Source organism: Streptomyces sp. NBC_00669, assembly GCF_036226785.1.
Lineage (GTDB): Bacteria > Actinomycetota > Actinomycetes > Streptomycetales > Streptomycetaceae > Actinacidiphila.
Genome location: NZ_CP109018.1, coordinates 613,352 through 634,255, shown reverse-complemented (window position 1 = coordinate 634,255; position 20,904 = coordinate 613,352). Strand labels below are relative to the sequence as shown.

Here is a 20,904-nt window from a genome sequence, read left to right as displayed (position 1 = left end):
GCGAGGCGCCGCGCCCGGCACCGACCGGCCGGTGGCCCGGGCCGACCCTCGCGGGCCGGTCCGGGCCACCGCCGGTTGCCGGTGCCGGGGCGCGTACGCAGCCGGAGGTCACCCGATCCAGGGTGCGAGGCCGGCCTGGACGGCGTCCGCGGTGGCCGGGCCGGCCCAGGCGACGTAGCCGTCGGGGCGTACCAGGACGGCATCCGTCGCCGCGCCGCCGTTGCCGTCACCGCCGCCATCGGTGGGAGGGGTGCGACGGGCCACCACCAGGCGGTCCTTGCGGTCGGCGAGGCCCGGCAGCAGGTCGTCCGGGTCGTCGTTGGCCGGGCGGGTGTCCGCGGCGGCGCCGGCTGCCGCGGCTGCGGGAAGGGCCAGGACGAACCGCCCCTCGCGCAGCAGCTCGTAGAGCCGGCCCGCGTCCAGCTCCAGATCCGGGGCCCGCCTGCCGACGTCGCGACGGGCGCCGCGGGGGGCGGGATACGAGTAGCCGATGCCGGTGATCTCGCCGACGGCCTGCCGCGTCACCGGCCGGACGTGGGTGACCACGAGTTTCCGCAGGGTGCGCAGCGCGACCTCCAGCGGATTGTGCGCCATCGCCAGCCGCAGGTTCAGGCCGCTGGTGCGCAGGACGGCCCGGCCGATCGGGTGGCGCTCGCTGTGGTAGCTGTCCAGGAGGGTGTCGTCGCCCCAGCCACCAAGCACCGCGGCGAGTTTCCAGCCGAGGTTGGCGGCGTCCTGAAGGCCGGTGTTCATGCCCTGGCCGCCGGCCGGCGAGTGCTGGTGGGCGGCGTCCCCCGCGAGGAACACCCGGCCCACCCGGTACCGCGGCACCTGGCGTTCGTCGCTGTGGAACCGGGAGAGCCAGCGCGGGTCGTGCATGCCGTAGTCGCTGCCGAAGGCCCGCTCGATGATCGACCGCAGCTCCTCGAACTCCAGCGGGGAGTCGTCCGGTTGGCCCCGGTGGGCGCGGTCCCAGCCGCCGACCCGCCACCAGCCGTCGCCGAACGGGGCGATGAAGCCGAACGCGTCGCCGGTGCCGTGCACGCGGACCACCAGTTCGGGCTCCTCGGTGAACTTCACGTCGGCGAGCGCGACCGACCGTATGACGACCTTGCCGGGGAAGGGCAGCCCCAACGCCTCGCGCACCGCGCTGCGTACGCCGTCGGCGCCCACGAGGTAGGCGGCGCGCACTGTCGTCTCCCCGCGGGCCCCGCCGGTGCCGGTGTCGCGGCCGGGGTCGGCATCGGCATCGGTGTCGGCATCGGTGTCGGTGTCGCGCACCGAGACGGTCACCCCGTCGGCGTCCTGCGTCAGGCCGTGGACCTCGGTGCCGTAGCGGATCGTGGCGCCCTGCTCCAACGCCCGGCGCAGCAGCAGCTTTTCCACCTCGTACTGCGGGGTGACCAGCAGGAACGGGAACCGCGAGGGCAGTTGGCCGATGTCGAACGGTATCGCGCCGAACAGCCGCAGCTCCCGGATGACCTGTCCGGTGGGGACCAGCTCGTCCGCCAGGCCCCGGGCGTCGAGGAGTTCGAGGGTACGGGCGTGGACGCCGAAGGCCCGGGTGAGGTTGCTGACGCCTTCCGGGCGCCGTTCGAGGACCACCACGTGCACGCCGGCAGCCGCGAGGTCGCCCGCGAGCAGCAGCCCGCTCGGGCCGGCGCCGGCCACCACGACCGTGCGGGAAGGCGGTTCGGCCGGACCCGTGCCGGTGCGGTGCCGAGGTTCCTGGGACATGCGCGACTCGCTTCCTGAAGAGAAGACGGGGCAACGCGTGCCGGCCCGGAGTCGGCGGTGCGGCGGGAGCGCGGCGGGCACCGCGGGCTCCGCGGAACAGGGGGCGCGGGGCCGGCTCGCGACACGTCTCATCCTGCTCCGCGTCTGTGAACCCCGTGCTGCGACGGCATGTCAGCCCCCGGGCTCCGGGTACGGGCCACCACGGGCTGCCGGTCTCGGCGCGGGCCCCTTCGCAGCCGCCTACCGTGCCGCCCGGCGGGCCGCGGCCAAGTCGGTGACCAGGAGCTCCTCGACGGGGACCGAAGGGTCCGAGTACTGGCCCGACAGGCAGACCGGCCCGTGGTAACCGAGCTCGGCCAGTACCTCCAGCGCGGTGGCCCAGTTGGCGAGCCCCTCCTCGCCGGGAACGAACCAGGTGCGCCAGCGGTCGCCGGTGGAGGAGCGGCCGGCTTCCACCGGGGCGTAGACGGCGTTCTTGAGGTTGACGATGCCCAGCCGGTCGGCCGCCAGCGGCAGGGTGACCCTCGGGTCGTCGCCGGCCAGCGCGTCGTGCGCGGCGTCCCAGACCAGCCTGAAGTGCGCGGAGGGCAGGCCGTCGAGGAGGGCCAGCACCCCGAGCGTGGACGAGACGTAGCTCCCGTGGTGAGGCTGCACACCGACCTGCACGCAGTACCGCTCGGCGAGCGGCGCCGCCGCTTCGAGCCAGGCGCGTGCGCGGTGTGCGGACGCCGCGTAGCCGTCCGGGCCGAGTGCTGCCATCACCCGGATCATGGGGACTCCCGCGGCGGCGCACGCCGCGAAGAAGGACTCGTCGAGGTCACCGGCGAGGCTGATCACTTCGACGCCGTCGTCCTTCAACCGCTGGGTGAGCCTGGGCAGTTCCCGCTCGGCCACGGCGGGCGTCACATACGAGGTGTCCCGCACGGGTACCTCGGCGCCGGCGAAGCCCAGGCCGGCGACGAGGGGTCCGAGCCGGTCGCCGGGGAGTTCGGACCAGGGTTTGGTGAAGACGGACCACAGGAATGTCATGGTTCAGCGGCCTCCGAGTCCGCTCATGGTGCTGCTCGTCGTGGGAGGGACCAGCGCCGTCGCCGGCCCGGAAGGCGGTCCTGTTCGGCCGGGACGGCGGCCTTGTTCAGCCCGGACGGCGGTCCGGGCCGGGTCACCCGCGGCTCAGGGCTTTCGCTTCGGCGCGGATGCGCTCCTCGTCGACCTCCACGCCGAGCCCGGGCGCGGTGGGCACGGTCGCTGTGGCCGCGGTGACGGACAGCCCTTCGACGTAGAGGTCGGCGAGCAGTTCCGGGCCGTTCAGCTCGGCCGGCAGGGCCAGCTCCAGCTGGCTGAACAGGTGCAGCGCCGCGGCGAACCCGATGCCGCAGTCGGTCAGACCGCTGCCGAGCACTTCGAGCCCGTTGGCCGCGGCGAGTTGCGCGGTCTTGAGGGCGTTGCGGATGCCGCCGGACTTGCAGATCTTGACCACCACCAGATCCGCGGCATCCAGGCGCAGGCACCTGGCCAGGTCCCGTGCGGTGAAACACCCCTCGTCGATGGCGACCGGCAGAGCGGTCATCTGCCGCAGCCGCCGCATGCCGAGCGTGTCCGTGCTCGGCACGGGCTGCTCCACGCAGTGCAGGGTCGAGACGTCCCGGAGCCGGTCCAGGAGACGCAGCAGCGCGGTGGGACGGTAGGACTGGTTGGCATCCAGCCAGATCGGCTTGTCGCCGGCCACGCCCGCCACGGCCGTGACCGCCGCGGCGTCGGCGACGGGGTCACCGGCGATCTTCACCTTGTACGCGCCGTAGGCGCGGGATTCCTGGGCGTGGGAGCGGACGGCGGCGGGTTCACCGACTCCGATGGCCGAGCAGAGCGGTATCTCGTCCCGCACCTTGCCCCCCAGAAGGGCGTGGACCGGTTGGCCGGCCAGTTTGCCCGCGGCGTCGTGCAGGGCGATGTCCACCGCGGCCCGCGCGAAGGGGAAGCCGTTGGACACCGACGGGCTGAGCCGGCGTGCGGCCCGGGCGTGGAACAACTCCACGTCGAAGGGCGTGAGTTCCAGCAGGATGGGGGTCAGCTCGCGCTCGATCACCGAGCGGATCGTCTCCGCCGTCTCGTAGCTCCAGCTCGGCAGGGCTCGCTGCTCGCCCCAGCCGCTGACGCCGTCCTCGGTCGTCAGTTTCACGAAGACGACCGAACCCGCCTGGCCGGGGCCGCCGACGGCTCCGCTGCCGAGCACGAAGGGGCGGGCGAAGGGGACGGCGACGGTGAAGACGTCAACCGCGGTGATTCGGGACATGGAGGTCGAACCTTTCGCATCGGGTGCCGGGCACGCGGATGTGCGGACGCGGTACGGTCCGGCGGCCGGCCGGGGACGACTCAGGCCGCGGTGGACCACGCCGCCGGGTCGACCCAGGACGGACCGCGGGCGCCGCTTTCCCACCACGCGGCGACATCGGCCATGACGTAGCCGGTCAGCGCGAGGTGGCCCTCCACCGTGTCGCCCGCGACGTGCGGGGTGAGCAGGAGGTTCGGGCAGCTCAGCGTGTCCGCGTCGAGCACCGGGGGCTCCGCGTCGTAGACATCGAGGGCGGCGAGCAGCCGGCCCGCGCGGGCCTGCTCGATCAGCGCGGACTGGTCGACGGCCGGGCCCCGGGAGGAGTTGACGACGATCGCGCCGTCGGGCATGGCTTCGATGAGCGTGCGGCTCACCATTCCCTCGGTCGCGGGCAGGTTCGGCACGTGGACGGAGACGACGGGACAACTCAGCGCCTCTTCGAGCGAGGTCGTGCGCACGCCGAGCCGCCGGGCCCGCTCCTCGTCGAGGTAGGGGTCGTACACCGCGATGTCGCACTGGAAGGGCGCCAGCAGGGTGATCAAGGCCCGGGCCGTCGAGCTGGCGCCCAGGATGCCCACCCGGCGGTGGGCGAGTTCATGGCCCCGCAGCCGCGGCTGTGTCCAGCCGCCGGCCCGCACCGCGGCGTCCAGCTGCGGAAGCCGCCGGGCGAGGGTGAGCATGGCCCCGAGGCAGTATTCGCCCACCGACCACGCGATCCGGCTCGCCGCCGAGAAGACGGCGACGCCCTGGTCGAGGACCTCCCGGTCGAGGAGCTTCTTCACGGTGCCGGCCGCGTGGGCCACCACGCGCGGGCCGTCCGCGCCGGCCCAGATCGACCGGTCCAGGTGGGGCGTACCCCAACCCGTCAGCAGCACGTCGCTGCCGACGGCGAGCCGGGCGACCTGGGCACCGCTCATCCGCGCGCCGCCCCAGACCACTTCGTAGCTCCCCTCGATCTCGCGGCGGAGCTCCTGCCCGCACACGTCGTCAACGCGCTGCGGTGTCATGGCTACGGCCAGTTTCAGCAACCTGAACTCCTGGATGTGGGATGCCTCGTGTTACCGGGCACGAGCCTAGGAAGGCCCACTCATGCGCGTCCAAGGCCGATTTCGCATCGCCCGATACCGTGACGGTATGAACTACTCACTTCAGCAGCTCCGCGGCTTCGTCGCGGTGGCGGAGGAGCAGCACTTCGGCCGCGCCGCGGTTCGCCTCAACATGACCCAGCCGCCGCTGACCCGGCAGATACAGGCCCTCGAACGCACCCTGGGAGTCACCCTGTTCGAGCGCGGCGGCCGGGGCACGCGGCTGACCGCCGCCGGGGCGGTCTTCCTCGACCACTGCCGCCGGGTGCTCGCGCTGCTGGAGGCGGCGCCGGCCGCGACGCGGCGCGCCGCCGACGGGAGCGGCGGCACCCTCCGCCTGGCCTTCACCTCGATCGGCGCCTATGCCGTACTGGCCGACATGCTGAAGCTGGCGGACGCCCATCTTCCCGACGCGGCGGTCGAACTCACCGAACTCGCCAGCCCCGACCAGTTCACCGCCCTGTCGGAACTGCGCATCGACATGGGACTGGTACGCCCACCGATCCCGGAGCAGTACGAGTCGGTCCTGGTGCACACGGAGGACCTGGTGCTCGCGGTCCCCGCCGGCCACCCGCTCGCCGCGGCGGGACCGGTCCTCCTGGCCGACGTCACGCACGAGTACATCGGCTACAGCCCCGAGGGCTCCCGCTACCTCCACGACGTCTGCGCCGCGCTGATCGGCGTCGACCGTTATGCCGTCAGCCAGTTGACCTCACAGGTGCCGACCATGCTGGCGCTCGTGAGGGCGGGCCTCGGCTGCGCGCTGGTGCCGCGCTCGATCATGGCGATGGGGGTACACGGCGTCCGCTACCGCGACCTCGCCCCGGCCGACGCCCACTCCGTCACCTTGCACGCCTGCTGGAGCCCGGACAGCCCCAATCCCGTGCTGCGCCGCCTGGCCGACGTCCTGCGCGCCGCCGGCTCCGGCCTGCCGGCCCTGCCCGACGCGCGCGGCAGCGAGCGGACCGCGAGCGCGTAGCTGCCAGGACCGGGCAGCCGCACCCGGGCGATGCCGACCCGGGCGGCGGCGAGCAGTTCCCCGGCGTCGCCGAAGCGGGCCCGCGCCCTGCCCGGCTACAGCGCCCGGTGCGGGGAGCGGCGCACGGCGAGGACCGCGAGGTCGTCCTGCTGTACCCCCGCGGCGAAGGAGCGCGCGTCGTCGACGAGCGAGCTGGTGAGCCGATCGGCGGTGTCGGTGCGCCCGCTGAGGCGCGCCTCCAGCGGGTAGAAGGCGCCGTCGGGCGAACGGGCCTCGGTCAGACCGTCGGTGCACAGCAGCAGCGTCGCCCCGGCGGGGAAGGCGAACCAGGCCACCGTGCGCGGCTCGTCGACCAGCTTCGCCAGACCGAGCGGCACATGCTCCGTTCCCACGCCGACGGCGGTGACGTCGCCGGCGTGCAGCAGATACGGCGGGATGTGGCCGCACGAGACGACCTGGGTGTCGACGGCCCCGTCCACCCCCAGGACGAGCGCGGTGACGAACCGTTCCGGCTCGCCGCGCCCGAGCGCGTCGTCGTTGTGGCGGACCACCGCCCCTTCGAGGGCGTCGACGAGCGAGGTCACCGTCGGCTCGCGGTGCGCGGCCTCGCGGAAGGCGCCCACCACGTCGATGGCCATGCCGATGGCGGGCAGCCCCTTCCCCTGGACGTCCCCGATCAGCACCCGGGTGCCCCAAGGGGTGGCGGCCACGTCGTAGATGTCGCCCCCGACGAGCTTGTCCTGCTGCAGCGGCTCGTACACGCCGTCCACGAGGACGTCGTCGGTGAGCATGGGCAGCGGCCGCAGGATCTGCCGCTGCATCGCGGCCGCGGTCGACCGCAGCCGTACCAGTTCCGCCTCGCGGCTGATCCGCGCGCGGGAGGCGTAGACGGCCAGCGCGCCGAACGCGACGGCGAACAGCGAGAGGACCACCCGGTCGACGATCCGCCCCGTGGGTTGCAGGGCCACCGGGATGATGACGATGGCGCAGACCCAGGTGGAGACCATTGCGGTCTGGCGCGGGCTGCACCGCGCGGCGGCGAACGCCGGCAGGAACACCAGCAGGCCGAGAACGAGTACCGCGGTACCGGTCAGCAGGACGAGGGCGACCGCCACCGCCGTCGACACCACCGTCGTCAGTACGACATTGCGGGTGGGCGGGGTGCCGATGGGGGAGTCCTCGTCGCTGTCCGTCGGTCCTCGTGTCGAGGGCGGCGCTGCGCGGAGCAGACGGGACATGCGCGGTTCCTCCAGCGGCGATCGCGGCGAGCCGGTGGCGAGTCCCGCACCCGGCAGCAGACAGACCGCCCCGATCATTCCCTCCCGCCGACCGCCCGTCGGAAGGCTGGCCGCGACCGCGCCGAAATGGGCCCGTACGGGTGGCGATCCGTCGGCGCGCGTGGCGCGCATGCGGTAGCGTGCGCGGCTGACAAGGCTGCCTATGAGATGGCATATAAGGGGCGCTGTGGCACCGCGGCCGGGTGGGGAGACGGACAAGTTCGGCATCCGCTATGAGGGGGCCTGGACGGTCAGACATGCGCTGTACGTCCTGCTGGGCACGGGGACGTCGATCTCCCTGGAGCCGGCTGGACAGTCGGGCGACGGTGTCGAGTTCGTCTATCGTCACGACGACGTGACGGAGGTACACCAGGTCAAGCGGCAGAACCGGAACTCCAACAGCTGGAGCGTGGCCTCTCTTGGTGCCAACGGAATTTGGGCGCATCTGCGTTCTCACGTCGCAGCCGGTCGGATATTCCGTTTTGTCTCCACACTCCCCGTGCGCTCACTTGATGAACTCACCGATCGCGCCCGCCGCTCCGACGACATCGTCTCCTTTGAGACCGAGTGGTTGACAGACGAACTCCGGGGACCCTTCGCCGCCCTTGCCTCACCGGACATCTACGGCTCGGCGGCGGCTGCCTGGCGCATGCTGAGAGGGTTCCGGGTGGAGTGGCACGACGAACGGGAGCTCGCGCACACCAACGCGGTCCTGGCCGAACAGGCCCTGGCGGGTGCGCCGGGCCGGCTGGCGGCCGTCGGTCTGGGGCAACTTCTGCTCGAAAACCTGGGAACCACGCTTGACGCCGCTGCTCTCACCGCCCGGCTGGCACTGTACGGACTACGCCGGGCCGAGCGGGCGGACGGTGCCACGGTGTCCGACGCGGTGCGCAGGACGACGCGGCGGTGGGCTGCCACCGTCGAACGGCAATTGCTCCAGCCTGGCATCCCCCGTGAAGAAGCCGCTCGGGTCGTGGAGCAGTTGATGAGGGATGACCGGCAACTCGTCCTCCTGATCGGCGCTGCGGGAGGTGGGAAGAGCGCCGTGCTGCACCAGGTATTCACCGCACTCGACGACGCGGCCACTCCGGTACTCGCCTTCCGCCTCGACCGGCTGGGCCCATTCGACTCGACCCACGCCCTGGGGCGGTGCGTCGGCCTGAGCATGTCCCCGGTCGGCGCCCTCGGTGTCATGGCCGACGGGCGGCCCTGCGTACTCGTAGTGGACCAGCTCGACGCCGTCAGCATGGCGTCGGGTCGCATCCCGGAAGCCTTCGATGCGGTGGCCGACCTGGTGGACGAGGCGGCGGCGCATCCGGGCATGCGGGTGGTTCTGGCCTGCCGAGCTTTCGACGCGGAGGCTGATCACCGCATTCGCCGGCTCGCCGCCCCGGAAGACTGTCGACGCGTCACGGTCGGGCCCCTCTCCGAGACCCAGGTCGAAATCGCCGTCACCGACATGGGGCTGGACCTTTCCCGACTGGACACGGCGCAGCGGGCGCTGCTGCGCTCACCGCTGCATCTCGCCCTCTTCGCCCGGATCACGCACCACGAAGAGGCCCTCTCCTTCCGCACCACGCGCCAACTGTTCGACGCCTTCTGGGACGCCAAACGGCAGGACTGCGAGCGCCGGCGGTCCTCCGTGCGGTTCCACGAGGCGGTCTCCGCCGTCGTGTCCGCCATGAGTGCGCGGCAGCGACTGTCCGTGCCGTACAGCGTGCTCGACACGGACGATCTCGCCGCCAGCCGGGAGATTCTGGTGTCGGAGCACGTCTGTGTGCGCGACGGCCGGAAGCTGGCCTTCTTCCACGAGAGTTTTTTCGACTACGCGTTCGCGCGCGACTGGCTCCGACGCGACGAGAGCCTGATCGCATTCCTCACCAGCGGGGAGCAGGAACTTTTTCGGCGTGGACAGTTGCGGCAGGTACTCGACCACCTGCGGGACCTGGACCCCGAGAGGTTCGTTGAGGAGGCCGAGCAGCTGCTGACTAGTCAGGAGATCCGCTACCACCTCAAAGACCTGACCCTCGACGTGCTGCGCGGCCTGGACGCCCCCACAGCCTCCGAGTGGGGCGCCGTGATGCGCGTGCTGGACACCCGTCCGGCCTTTCGGGACCACCTCGTCGGCATCATCGGCATCCCCGCTTGGTTCCGTCACGCGGACGACGAGGCAGTCGTCGAGAGCTGGCTGGCCAGTGCTGACCCGAGGGAACAGAGCAGGGCAGTGCGGCTGCTGATGCTGGTTGCCGGTTCCCTGCCCGACCGGGTGGCCCGCATCCTCGAACCACACACCGGGCATCCTCAGTACGGGGCCTGGCTGCAGCAGATCGTTCGTTTCGCCGCCTTCGCCGACAGTCGACCGCTCTTCGACTTGCTGCTCAAAGCCCTTCGAACCGGCCTTCTCGCGGACGGCGACCATATCCTCTGGGTCTCTGCGAGCGAGCTGGCGGGCAAGGAGCCAGCCTGGGCGGTCGAACTCCTGGGTGTCGTGCTGACGGAACGCCCGAACGCCCTTCACCTCGATGACCAGGGCCGCGTCGCCGCGCTGCTGACCTCCGACTACGCGGCACTCCGCACGGTGGCGGCCGCCGCGCTCGGCGCACCTGTGGAGTTCTGTGTCCGGCTGCTGCCGTTCCTGCTGGACGTCATCAGCATGACGGCTGCTCCGTCACCGACCGCAAGGCCCGTCCGTGATCGTCACTTCTCGTACCGTCAGCCAGGAGATGATCCTCGCGACCTTGGCGACGCCCTGGTGCACGGCGCGGCCCAGGCACTGCGGGCGATCGCCGGACGGGACGCCGTGCGTGCGCGCGGGCTCGTGGAAGGTCTCGCCGACCTTCCGTACGAGACGGCACAGTGGCTCCTCTACCAAGCCCTGGCCGCGGCAGGACCCGCCCTGGCTCCGTGGTCGGCTTCGCTCCTTCTCCAGGGCAGCCACCGTTTTATGTCCGGCTACTTGGCCAATGCCGTGTGGAGCGCCCGTGAAGTCCTCCTCGCCGTCAGCGGGGCGCTTCGTGACGAGACCCTTGTCCGGCTGGAGGGTTCTCTGCTCCACCTGCGCCTTTCCCCGGACGGAGAACTCTCGCCCTGGCACGAGTTCACCCTGCTGACAGCCCTGCCCGAAGGACGGCTGTCCGAGCGGGCGGCCCGTCGGCTCGGCGAACTGCGCCGGCTCCACGACAACCGGCGGGAGCCGGACGAGCCGGAGGGAATGACGAGCGGAGTCATAGGACCGCCCATCTCGTCAGAAGCCGCGCAACACATGAGCGACGACCAATGGCTGCGGGCCATGAGGAGATACAGCCAGGACCGGATCGACTGGGCCACCTTCACCGGCGGAGCGCGCGAACTGGCCCAGGTGCTGCGGAGCATGACGGTGACGGACCCCGGCCGCTTCGCGCGGCTCGCCCTGCGGATGGACACCGCCACACACTCCGCGTACGGCGCCTCGCTGCTCCTCGGCCTCGGAGAGGCCGAAGCGTACGACGACCCGGAGGTCGTCTTCGCGGCAGTGCGTCACTTCGCCAGCCGGGGCCGGCCGGAGCAGGACCGTTGGCTCGGACACGCTCTGCGCAGGTACCCCGACCGAGTGCCGCTCGATCTGGTCCGGGTGCTCCTGAGCCGCGCCCTCGGATCGGGTGAGGCGGGCGACGACGAGGGCGGATTCGGCGCAGACGAAGAAGACGTGACACGTGACTTGCTCACTGCGGGGATCAACACCGTATCGGGCAGTGCTGCCGAGATCCTGGGTGACCTGCTCGTCCATGACACGGACGGCTCCCGTGCCGCCCTCGTTGCCCCTCACCTGCGCCGACTCGCGGCAGGTTCCTCCCTCGCCGTCCGTGCGAGCGTGGCCCACGTGCTGCATGCCGCGCTCCGCCATGACCGCCGGGCCGTGGCCGAGGCATTCGACGTACTCGTCCGGGCACCCGACCACCTCCTGGCCTCGCCGCACGTGTACCGTCTGGCGCTTGCCTTGATGCACGCGAACACCGGAATGGTCGGCCCTTTGGCGCAGCGGATGCTGGCCTCCCCGGTGCCGACGGTACGCCGGATCGGGGGCCAGATCTCCGCGCTGGCCGCGATGGACTGGCAGATGCCGGACCTTCTGGCCAAGGTGCTCGCCGGGAACGACGCGGCGCAGCGACAGGGCGCCGCCGATGTGTGCGCACGGCGACTCGTGGACACCGGGGACGTCGCGCTCGCCCACCATGCTCTCGTGCGGTTCTTCCACGACCCCGAGGCACAGGTACGGGAAGCAGCTGCGGAAGTGGCAAGCGCGCTGAGGGGCCGACGTCTGGGACCTCACCGCCGGACACTGACCGCGCTGATCGACTCCCACGCCTTCGAGGCCGCCCTGACACAGTTGCTGATCACGTTGGAGTGCGCCCCTGATCGGGTCGACGAATTGGTTCTAACGTGCGTCCAGCGCTTCGTCGCGGTGTTCGGAGTCGCCTCGGCCGATCTGACACGAGGCGTGGCAGATGACGCTCATCACATCGGAGGGCTGCTTGTTCGGTCCTACGTCCAGGCCAACTCGGCCGCGCGCCGGTCTGAGATCCTCGACGTGCTGGACCGGTTGCTGCTGCTCGGGTCCTACGGTGTGGCCAAGGCGATCGGCGACGCCGACCTGCGCTGAGTGCGGCCGGTAAGTTCCGTCTTCTGGAGGACCGGTTCGCCAGGAGGACGACCGGTGCCCCCACTGTGCGCCGCCGCGCGCCCCGGCGTGCGTCCGGAGCATCGGCGGGCCGTCCGGAAACAGCCGCCACAGCCGTGACCGAGTGCTGTGCTGTGCAGATGACGTATTACGGGTCGAACCCCAAGGGACGCGCGTCGTTCCACGACACGTTGTCGCACGAGGCACGCGCCGCCTTCGCCCAACTCGGCACGCGGCGCCGGTACGCCGTGGGGGAGGTGCTCATGCACGAGGGCGACCAGGCACAGGAGCTGGTGATCCTCCACGAGGGCATGGTGAAGGTGACCGCCCGGCTGGGCAGCGAACGGATGTCGCTGGTGGACATCAGGATCGCCGGGGACGTCGTGGGTGAGGTCGCGGCGATGGATCTCGGACCGAGGTCGGCCACAGTCACGGCCTGCGGTCATGTGGCCGCCACCGTCGTCCCGCGACACGAACTGGAGTCTTTCCTCTTCACCAACCCTGAGACTTGGATAGCCCTCAACCGCATGATCTGCGGCCGGCTGCGCCGCTCTGACCGCTGGCGGCTGGAATTCAGCAGGTACCCGGTCGCGGTCCGTCTCGCCCGTGTACTCGTCGAACTGGCCACCAGTTACGGGCAGCCCGATAGGAAGAACTCGGTACGGATCGACGTCAACCTGTCCCAATCCGAGTTCGCCGCCCTCATCGGTTCCAAAACGAACACCGTGCACAAGGCACTCGCCGGTCTGCGGGAGGAGGGGATCATCAGGACTGGTCACCGACAGACCTACGTACGGGACCTGCCCCGCCTGCGGAGGGCAGCACGCCTCGGCACGTCGGTCGTCGAGTTGACGGGGCGCTGGACTGTGCGTGACGCCTCGTCCTGAGCCGGCCGAGCGGTCGCGGGGCGGTGATCGAACGGCCCCGCCCCCACCGGCGGGTCCTGCGTGGCGATCAGCGCCTACGTGCGCCGACCGGCACGCATAAGCCGTGAACCGGGAAGCAAGACCGGCCGTGCCGAGCGATCGGCCGTTCCCGCACGCGGACTGACCGTCAAGGTCCCACCCCACGTGCCCACAGCTTCGGCCCGCCGGACGCTACGGACCCCGCACCGTGAGGCCGCGGCGATGTCGCATTAATGCGGCTTTCTTGGCTGTCCCGTCCCCTTCTCGGACAGTAGGTACGCAACGCACCGAACACCTACTGAAGGGCGGCGAGTTGCCGTGAACGAGATCTCTCACCCCCGGCCGCGGGAGGGTCTGCCGCACCGTCGGTTGTGCCTTGCCGTGGACGTCGAGCAGTACAGCCGCCTCGACACCCCGAGCCAGTCGGCCGTCCAGGGCGATCTGGTCCTGATGCTGGACGAGGCGGCGTCGCTGACCGGGTTGGACCGGACCGGCTGGGCGCGTCAGCCGCAGGGCGATCTGGAGTTCGCTGTCCTTCCCGAGGGGACATCGGAGGCAGCAGTGCTGGGGCCCTTTGTGCAGCACCTGGCACGCCGTCTCGGGGAGCGCAACGCCCACCCGGCCGCCTGCCGGGTCAGGCTGCGACTGGCTGTGGATACCGGCGTGGTCGCGGATGCCGCCCTGGGGCACGCCGGCCCGGCCCCGGTCGCCGTGGCGCGCTACGTCAACGCGCCACAACTGCGGGCCGTGCTGTCCGCCCTCACGGCGGCTGATCTCGCCGTCATCGTGTCGGACCGGCTGTACCAGGATGTCGTCCGGTCCGGACAGCCCGACCTCGACCCCGCCCAGTACGTGCGGGTCCACGTGCGGGTGAAGGAGTTCGGCGGTTACGGCTGGGTCCGCGTGCCGGGCCACACGTCGGATGAAGTGCGGTCTCCGTTGGCCGAGGCGCCGGCGCCGCAGCCCACTCCGGAGGGTCGGGTTCCGAGCCCGGCGGCTCTGTCCCAGTACGTCCATCAGGGCGCCGCCGTCGGCGGGAACGTCGCAGGCGGTCTCACTGTCGGTCTGCCCGCGCCACATCCGCCGAGCGGCCCTGGGGCTGCCAGGTGACAGCGGCGAATGACCCCTCGCACCGGCGCGAGAGGCGCGACAACCAGTGGGTGGACTACGGAGTGAACGTCGGCAACGCCGTGTACGGCGGTATTCACTTCCACCGGCCCGTCACCCGAGCCGCATCGTCCGATCGGCATGGGAAGGCGCACCCTGCCCGCCTCGAACGTCACGCGGCAGTCCGATCAGCCCTGGCCGACCTCGCACGTGCCTGCGGACGCGTGGCTGTCGCCATGTCGTACCTCCGGCCCGACGAGGCCGGAAAGGAGGAGTGATGACACCGACCGGAAACAGGAGCGTCTTCGCCCGGATCGATAGCAGCGTCTCCGGAGCGTCGGGCGACCCGGGCCCGTTCCTCAGCGTGATCGTCGGCTCCGATACGCTCCGGCTCACCCCGGAGGAGAGCAGGAAGGCGCTTTACGGCCCGGCCCGGGACACGGCGCTCGGCCCGGAGGTATGGCGGCAGGCCGTCGCCGAAGCCCGGCAGGAGCCGCTGAACGGTGACGGGGATCGGCAGCTGCTCGTCGTCTGGCTGGCCCTGCCCGGGCTGTACCGGAACCTGCACCGGATTCTGCGCCTGTGGCAGATCGACCGCGCCGACCTTGAGGCGGAGGCGGTCCTGGCCGTACTCGCGGAGATCCATTCGGCGGACCTGGACCGCCCGGACATCGGCGGTCGGCTGGTCAAGGGGGCCGTGAACCGAATGTGGGCCTACGCCGGGCGCGTCACGCGGGAGATCCCCGTTGCGGACATCGGCGCCCTCCGGCAAGCGCGCAGCACCGTCGTTCCGCCAGAGGAATCCCCTCGCCCACCTGAGGTATGGGAGCTGCACATCACGCCTCTGCCCCGCCGCGAAGGTCTGCGGGCCACGCTCCGTTTCTCCGAACCACGGGCGCAGCGCGGTAACCCGCTGATCGACACCCGCCTGACCGACCTGGTGTTCCGGGCCCGCCGACACGTTGAGTCCGACCTCATCGGCACGCTCGCCCTGCGTCCTGCCGGAGCCGAGTGATGAGCGCGCGATCCGGGCTGCCGCTCGGTTTCGCCGAGGCCCTCGACCTGCCCCTGAGCGTTGACCTGCGCACTGCTGCTCGTGCCTTCTGCATCTGCCCGGCGACGGCTTACAAGCTGATCCGTCTCGGCACCTTCCCCTGCCCCGTACTCAGGGTCGGAGGGCGCTACCGCATCCCCACAGCCTACTTGCTGCGCACGCTCGGAATCGAGGAACGCCCAATCTACGCAGTCCCCCTGGAGGACAGCTCCGGGCCCGAACACCGACTCGATCACAACGACCCGTATGCATCGGAGGCTTGCGAATGACCACACCACAGACGCTCCCACCGGAGCCTGAACAGGCCCAGAGGTGCTTTGTCATCGGTCCCATCGGCGATCCGCACGCCACACACGGCAGCCCCGAGCACGAGGCCTACGAGCACCACCTCGGCGTCTTCGAGCAAGTGATCGCCCCCGCCTGCGAGAAGTACGGCATCACCGCTGTGCGCGCGGACGGGATCGCGCACGCCGGTGACATCAACGAGCAGATCTGTCGGCACGTCGTCGAGTCCGACCTGGTCGTCGCGGACGTCACCGGCGGCAACCCCAACGTGATGTACGAGTTGGGACTGCGCCATATCACCGGCAAGCCGACCATCCACATCGGCGAGGCTGGGCAGTTGCCCTTCGACATCGCGTCGATCAGAACGATCCGCTACCAGCGCAGCCGCAGCCATCTGGTGGCCGCGCGCCGGGAGATCGAGAGTGCCCTGGAAGCCGGGCGTCGGGACGGCTTCGAACTCCTGACCCCGGCAAGGGTTCTGCGAGGGCTCCAGGCAGGCGACGAACCGCCTTCCGCCGCGGACGGCGGAAGCGGGGAGGACGAGGACCCGCCCGGTCTGCTTGACGACTTCGCCGTCATCGAGGACGGAGTGGACGAGATGACCGCCGACATGGAGGAGATCACCAAGACGATCGAGACGATCGGGGCGCTGACCGAGCAGTCGGCCACCGAGATGCTCGATCTCACCCAGGCTAATGCGCCAGTGAGCGCACGGCTCGCGGCTGTGGCCCGCTACGCGGAGACGATCGGCGCGCCGGCCCGCGAACTGAACGCGGTCGCCACTGCGTTCGCGGAGCGGATGACGAACCTCGACAGCGGAATTCGGGCCGCGCTGGGCCTGATCGAGATGACACCCCCCGAGGAGCGCGGCGAGGGCGCGGAGGAGTTCCTGGAGCAGCTGATGTCCCTGGACGAGACAGCACAGGAGGGTCTGGCGCAGATCGGTTCCTTCGGCACCTCTGCGAGCGCCATGACCCGGGTCAGTCGGCACCTGCGCAAACCGGTGAAGGAGATCTCTGGCGCGGTGAGGCAACTGACCTCCGCCATCACGAGAATGGGGGAGTGGGCGGCGAAAGCCCGTACTTTGGCGCGCGGTTCCACCGCGTAACGCTGCCCCTGCAGGACCCGGACCTCTCCGAGGGCCGGGTCCTGTAGCGTCACGCCGCGGGAGCCGCACCCCGGGGGACGCGGCCCACGCGAGCAGCGGTGGTCAGACCGTGCAGCCGGCGCACAGCGTCGTGTCGCAGCAGCTGAACGACCACTCCCAGCTCTGGGCGATCATGCCGCCGTGTGTGACGTCGGCGATGTCGATGGAGCTGACGGGGCTGGAGTCGGGCGTCCCGGTGGGGGTGTATTCCTTCCAGGAGCGCACGACGTCGTTGTCCATGTCCATGTGTCGACCCTTTCTGAGGCGGGCCACGCCGCGGGAGCCGCACCGTTGCGGTGCGGCCCCCGGCCGGCGGTGGTGATCCCGGCAGCGGTGATCAGTGGATGGAGCAGTCGGAGCAGAGCGTCGTGTCGCAGCAGCTGAACGACCACTGCCAGCTCTGGGCGATCATGCCGCCGTGTGCGACGTCGGCGATGTCGATGGAGCTGACGGGGCTGGAGTCGGGCGTCCCGGTGGGGGTGTATTCCTTCCAGGAGCGCACGACGTCGTTGGCCAAGTCCATGTGTCGACCCTTTCGTTCGTTTCTCTGGTGGTGCCGGATGTGGTGCCGCAACATCGCCGGGAACTCCCGGCGGATGCGCGCTTGCCGAGCCGCGGGCCCAGGACGGGGACCGTCCGCGGATCTCAAACCGGTGGAGGCGGCGCCAACAGCAGGACGGGGGCCACCTGTTCGGGCGCGGCGATCCGCAGCAGCCCGTGGCCGATCCCGGCCAGACCGGTCATCAGCCCTGGCGTCGCGATGCCGCCCGGCGTTCCGCAGACCGGCCCGTCCCGCTCGATCTGCGCCACCGCGGCCGACGCCTCCCGGGACCAGGCGAGCTGAACCGCGGTGTGGTGTGCGCCATCCGCGCCGCCCGCGCCGCCCGCGCCGTCCGCACCGCCCGCGCTGACCGACGCCCCCAACGTCCTTGCCGTGGAGAGCAGTTCGAGGTTCCCCAACGCGCCATGGCACAGGCTGTGGTTGCGGTGCCGGTCGAACCGGGCGGTGCTGTCCAGCGCCCGCCGCAGGTCCGCGAGGTTCGCCACGAAGCCGGGTGCCTCGGGGACCCGCGAGTACGCGTGCAGCACCGCGGCCCTGGCCAGGCCGACACCGGGCGCCCCGTGGCACCAGGAGTGCTGGCTGCTCGGCTCCGCCTTGCGGTGATCCGGCCAGTTGCCCGACCGCGCGTCGTACGCGCCGCGTTCGTAGCCGAACGCGCGCAGGCCCGCGGCGCGCGCACCCCCGTCACCGGTCCGCGCGGCGTACGACAGCAGGGCCCAGCCGGCGCCCGCGGCACCGTGGGAGAAACCGAGCAGCGGGCGGTGCGCCGTCCCCGGCCACCCGACACCGTCGCCGGCCGGCACCGCGCCGGCGACGAGCGCCTCGGCGCAGCGTTCGGCCAGCCGGTGCGCGGCCGGCCGGTACGCCGCCCATCCGTGATCGGCCGACAGGGCCTCGGCCACCGCGAGGCAGCCCGCGGTGCCACTGATGACGTCGTGGGCGACGTCCTGCGACACGCGCTCCCGGGCGAGTTCGAGCAGCGGCGCGACAAGAGCGCGCGCGGACGCGTCGCCGAGCAGCGCGGAAGAGCAGGCGAGCGCGTACGCCACCCCGCTCATGCCGGTGAACGCCCCCACGATCGCCTCGGCTTCGTGCGCACCGCCGGCGTCGAGCACCTCCGCCGCGTAACCCGCGACCGGGCCGAGTGCTCCCCGGGCGAGGTCGGCGTGGCGGGGCTCGCCCGTGACGTGGGCGAGCTGCGCCAGGAACAGGGCGATGCCCGCGTAGCCGTTGTACAGATCGACGCCCAGCGGCCGCACCGACCAGCGCGACTCCTGCCACAGGTCGAGCCCGAGCCAGCCGAGCCGCCCCCCGCTCGCGTACGCCGACGCTTCGAGGCGGTCCGCGACGGCCCGTGCGGCGGCCAACGCCCGCTCGGACAGGTCCGATGGCAGGAGGTCCCGATCGGGCAGGGCCCGGCCGGACCCGGCGGCGTCGCCCGACGGTCCGGGCTCGGCGCCGCTCGTACGCGTGGCCAGGTGCGCCGAGACGATCCACCGCTGGTCGTCCAGGCCGCGCCCGCCCATCCCGGCCAGGGCGCGCCCGACCAGGGCCGCGCCGGATTCCGGCAGCAGGTCCGCGAGGACCGCGCCGCCGGCCGTGCGCACGTCACGGGAATCGGCGCGGGCGGTGAACAGCGGGACGTCGCCCGCCCACAGATCGGCCACCTCGTGCCGGACCAGCCGGGCGCGGGCCGGATCGGCCGCCGCCCTGGCCCACAGCACGCCGAACACCTGGTCCCGGTCGAGCGCGTCGCGCAGCACGTCCGGGTGCGTGGTCTCGGCGAGCAGCGTGGCGTACTCGTGGGTGGGCCGCGGGATGACACGCGCGAGGTCGCCCGCGAAGGGGGCCAACGGCCCGTCCGGCGCGAGCGGTTCGCCGGACGAGGCGGGCCCCTCGCGCGACGCGCGTGCCTCACGCGTCGGCAACGGCTCTCCTGGGTACAGCAGTTCGCCGCGTCCCGCGGCGATCGCCGCGTATCCCTCGCGGTAACCGTCCAGCAGCGGGCCCGCGTACCGCACCGCGTCCAGGTCCGCGCCGTCCAGCCGGGGCCGGTTGTGGACGCTGCCGAGGACGGGCTGGACCCGGTCCAGGCGCATCGCGTCGGTGCCCGCCCCGGTCCAGTCCACCACCCGGTACGGCAGCGCCGCGTCCTCGTCGCCCCCCATGCCGCCCGCGTCGAACGCCTGCCCGTCGGCGCCGACCACGACGGAGGGCAGCAGGCCGACCCGGCCCACCGACTCGCGGTACGCCGTCACCGCCGGGTCGCCGTCCAGGGTCGCGCTGCCGTAGGAGCGGGGCAGGTCGGCGCAGAACAGCGATTCGAGGTCGATCGGGACGGGCTGGTCGCCGACGGCGATCAGGTTCTCGAAGTGGAAGTCGACGCCGCCCAGGCTGTGCAGGAGCGCGAGCAGCGCGCCCTGGCGGTGGAAGTAGCGGGTCGCGGCGGCACTGTCCGCGCAGGGCGCCGGCGCGACGAACTCGACCCAGCCGTGCTCCCCGCGGTCGACGACGGTCAGGGTCCGCAGCCGGGACGGGCCCGGCAGCCGCCCGTTGTACCAGTCGATCACGTCGTTGAAGTGGCGGTGCATGCTCAGCGGCCGGGGCTTGTAGACCGCCCGGGCGCCCGAGGCGAAGGTGGCGACGCCCACCGAACGGCCGCCACCGTGCGTGTCGCCCTTGGCCAGTTCGACGCGGGCGAGGGGGCCCGGGGCGGCACCGCCGAACAGCCGGCGCACCAGCTCCGGCCGGTCCTGGACGAGCCGCTGGAGGAACTCCGCGTGGACGGCGGCCACTTGCCCGGCCGTGGCGATCATCAGACGGGCCAGCACGGCGTACTCGTCGAGCAGTTCGGCGAGCGGCGCGGGGCGGCGGAAGTGCCGGACGAACGACCAGAAGCGCTCCTCGGGCGCGTCGCCGTCGAGCCGGCCGGTGACGCGCAGGACGTTCAGTTCGAGCACGAGCACCCGGCTGGCGAGGCGTACGAGACGGCGGGTGACCTCGCCGCGCGCGGCGTCCCTGACCGCCGCGCGGTCCGCGGCGCTTGACGGGCCGATGTTGTCCGTCGCGGCGTCGAACCGGCGCAGCGACTCGTGCACGAACGGCTCGACGACGAGGGCGAAGCCGCGCTGCCAGCCGCCGAGTTGGCCTGTTTCCTGTTGGCCTGCTCCGTGTCGGCTTCCGTCGTGTCGGGTTCCGTCGGGGGCCGGAGGGCCGGCCGGTGCCTTCGCGCCGTGGTCTCCTGTCACCGACGCCGCCACCCGTTCGACGTCCAGGGCCCACGCGGGCTTGGCCACGCGCTGCGCGAGGCGCTCGGGCGGTTCGGCCAGCAGCGTCCTGAGCTGCCGGGGCGTACCGCCGTACTCGCCCGTCTGGCGGTCGAGCGCGTCCGCGGCGAGGTCGGCGAAGGCGTCGCGCCAGCGCCGCAGCCGGATGTCGGCCACGGCCGCGGCGTCGTCGCTCTCGGCGTCCCCGTCCTCGGCCGGACCCGCGTCGTCGGCCTCCGGCCACCCGGTGGCGGCGCGCTCGTCGAGGCGGAGCGCCCGGACCCACCAGGCCCCGGTCAGGGCCGGCCGGCCGCGACGCTCCCAGGGCATGGCGAGCGGGCGGGCAGCGGTCGGCCGGGTCTTCGACGCCATGGGGGCCTCCCTCGTCGCGGTCGGGTAGCTGCCATGAGTCGACCGCGGCTGCCGTCGCACCGCATGCGCGTTCACCACCCACATTCGCGCGTGCGCGCCGGGGCGCGGTCCGGCCGCCGCCGGTCGCGGCCGTCAAGTG

15 protein-coding genes are annotated in these 20,904 nt (G+C 71.9%); 7 read left to right on the top strand and 8 right to left on the bottom strand.

All coding sequences use genetic code 11. From position 1 onward, the window contains the following. Nucleotides 1-108 precede the first annotated feature (108 nt). The 4 genes from OG896_RS02595 to OG896_RS02580 form a co-directional block, all read right to left on the bottom strand. Entirely contained in the window at nt 109-1,737 is a 1,629-nt protein-coding gene (locus OG896_RS02595) for an FAD-dependent monooxygenase (protein WP_329361986.1), read from the bottom strand. Between the two features lie 240 nt (nt 1,738-1,977). Then, the gene (locus OG896_RS02590) at nt 1,978-2,766 is read right to left on the bottom strand and encodes a sugar phosphate isomerase/epimerase family protein (protein ID WP_329361984.1); all 789 of its coding nucleotides are present in this window, start codon (nt 2,764-2,766) and stop codon (nt 1,978-1,980) included. A 133-nt stretch (nt 2,767-2,899) separates the two neighbouring features. Next, entirely contained in the window at nt 2,900-4,030 is a 1,131-nt protein-coding gene (locus tag OG896_RS02585) for a mandelate racemase/muconate lactonizing enzyme family protein (RefSeq protein ID WP_329361982.1), read from the bottom strand. Between the two features lie 80 nt (nt 4,031-4,110). Next, nucleotides 4,111-5,076 carry a hydroxyacid dehydrogenase gene (locus OG896_RS02580; RefSeq protein WP_329361980.1) on the bottom strand — a complete coding sequence of 322 codons (966 nt, stop codon included), beginning with the start codon at nt 5,074-5,076 and terminating at the stop codon, nt 4,111-4,113. A 127-nt stretch (nt 5,077-5,203) separates the two neighbouring features. Here OG896_RS02580 and OG896_RS02575 point away from each other — a divergent pair, with 127 nt between their 5' ends. Beyond that, nucleotides 5,204-6,133, top strand: a complete 930-nt coding sequence (locus OG896_RS02575) for a LysR family transcriptional regulator (RefSeq protein ID WP_329361977.1) — start codon at nt 5,204-5,206, stop codon at nt 6,131-6,133. Between the two features lie 95 nt (nt 6,134-6,228). On the opposite strand, the gene OG896_RS02570 is transcribed toward OG896_RS02575, so the two are convergent. Then, a complete protein-coding gene (locus OG896_RS02570) occupies nt 6,229-7,371 on the bottom strand; it encodes a PP2C family protein-serine/threonine phosphatase (RefSeq protein ID WP_329361976.1) in 1,143 nt (380 codons plus the stop codon). A 226-nt stretch (nt 7,372-7,597) separates the two neighbouring features. Between OG896_RS02570 and OG896_RS02565 the strand changes: the two genes are divergently transcribed. The 6 genes from OG896_RS02565 to OG896_RS02540 all read left to right on the top strand — a co-directional run bounded on the left by OG896_RS02565 (nt 7,598) and on the right by OG896_RS02540 (nt 16,526). Next, nucleotides 7,598-12,049: a hypothetical protein gene (locus tag OG896_RS02565; protein ID WP_329361974.1), complete on the top strand. Its 4,452-nt coding sequence runs from the start codon at nt 7,598-7,600 to the stop codon at nt 12,047-12,049. A 158-nt stretch (nt 12,050-12,207) separates the two neighbouring features. Then, nucleotides 12,208-12,954 (top strand): Crp/Fnr family transcriptional regulator, encoded by a 747-nt coding sequence (locus tag OG896_RS02560; RefSeq protein WP_329361972.1) that lies wholly within the window; start codon nt 12,208-12,210, stop codon nt 12,952-12,954. A 399-nt stretch (nt 12,955-13,353) separates the two neighbouring features. Further along, the gene (locus OG896_RS02555; protein WP_329361970.1) at nt 13,354-14,082 is read left to right on the top strand and encodes a hypothetical protein; all 729 of its coding nucleotides are present in this window, start codon (nt 13,354-13,356) and stop codon (nt 14,080-14,082) included. A 271-nt stretch (nt 14,083-14,353) separates the two neighbouring features. Continuing rightward, a complete protein-coding gene (locus OG896_RS02550) occupies nt 14,354-15,094 on the top strand; it encodes a hypothetical protein (protein ID WP_329361968.1) in 741 nt (246 codons plus the stop codon). Beyond that, on the top strand, nt 15,094-15,402 hold the full coding sequence (locus OG896_RS02545) for a helix-turn-helix transcriptional regulator (RefSeq protein ID WP_329361966.1): 309 nt from the start codon (nt 15,094-15,096) through the stop codon (nt 15,400-15,402). The genes OG896_RS02550 and OG896_RS02545 overlap by 1 nt, the downstream gene beginning before the upstream one ends. After that, entirely contained in the window at nt 15,399-16,526 is a 1,128-nt protein-coding gene (locus OG896_RS02540) for a hypothetical protein (RefSeq protein ID WP_329361964.1), read from the top strand. Before OG896_RS02545 ends, OG896_RS02540 begins: the two co-directional genes overlap by 4 nt. A gap of 102 nt (nt 16,527-16,628) precedes the next feature. Here OG896_RS02540 and OG896_RS02535 read toward each other — a convergent pair whose 3' ends face one another. The 3 genes from OG896_RS02535 to OG896_RS02525 form a co-directional block, all read right to left on the bottom strand. Next, entirely contained in the window at nt 16,629-16,811 is a 183-nt protein-coding gene (locus OG896_RS02535; protein WP_329361962.1) for a hypothetical protein, read from the bottom strand. Between the two features lie 91 nt (nt 16,812-16,902). Further along, on the bottom strand, nt 16,903-17,088 hold the full coding sequence (locus OG896_RS02530) for a hypothetical protein (protein WP_329361961.1): 186 nt from the start codon (nt 17,086-17,088) through the stop codon (nt 16,903-16,905). 122 nt (nt 17,089-17,210) lie between these two features. Then, nucleotides 17,211-20,765 (bottom strand): type 2 lanthipeptide synthetase LanM family protein, encoded by a 3,555-nt coding sequence (locus tag OG896_RS02525; protein ID WP_329361959.1) that lies wholly within the window; start codon nt 20,763-20,765, stop codon nt 17,211-17,213. Nucleotides 20,766-20,904 lie beyond the last annotated feature (139 nt).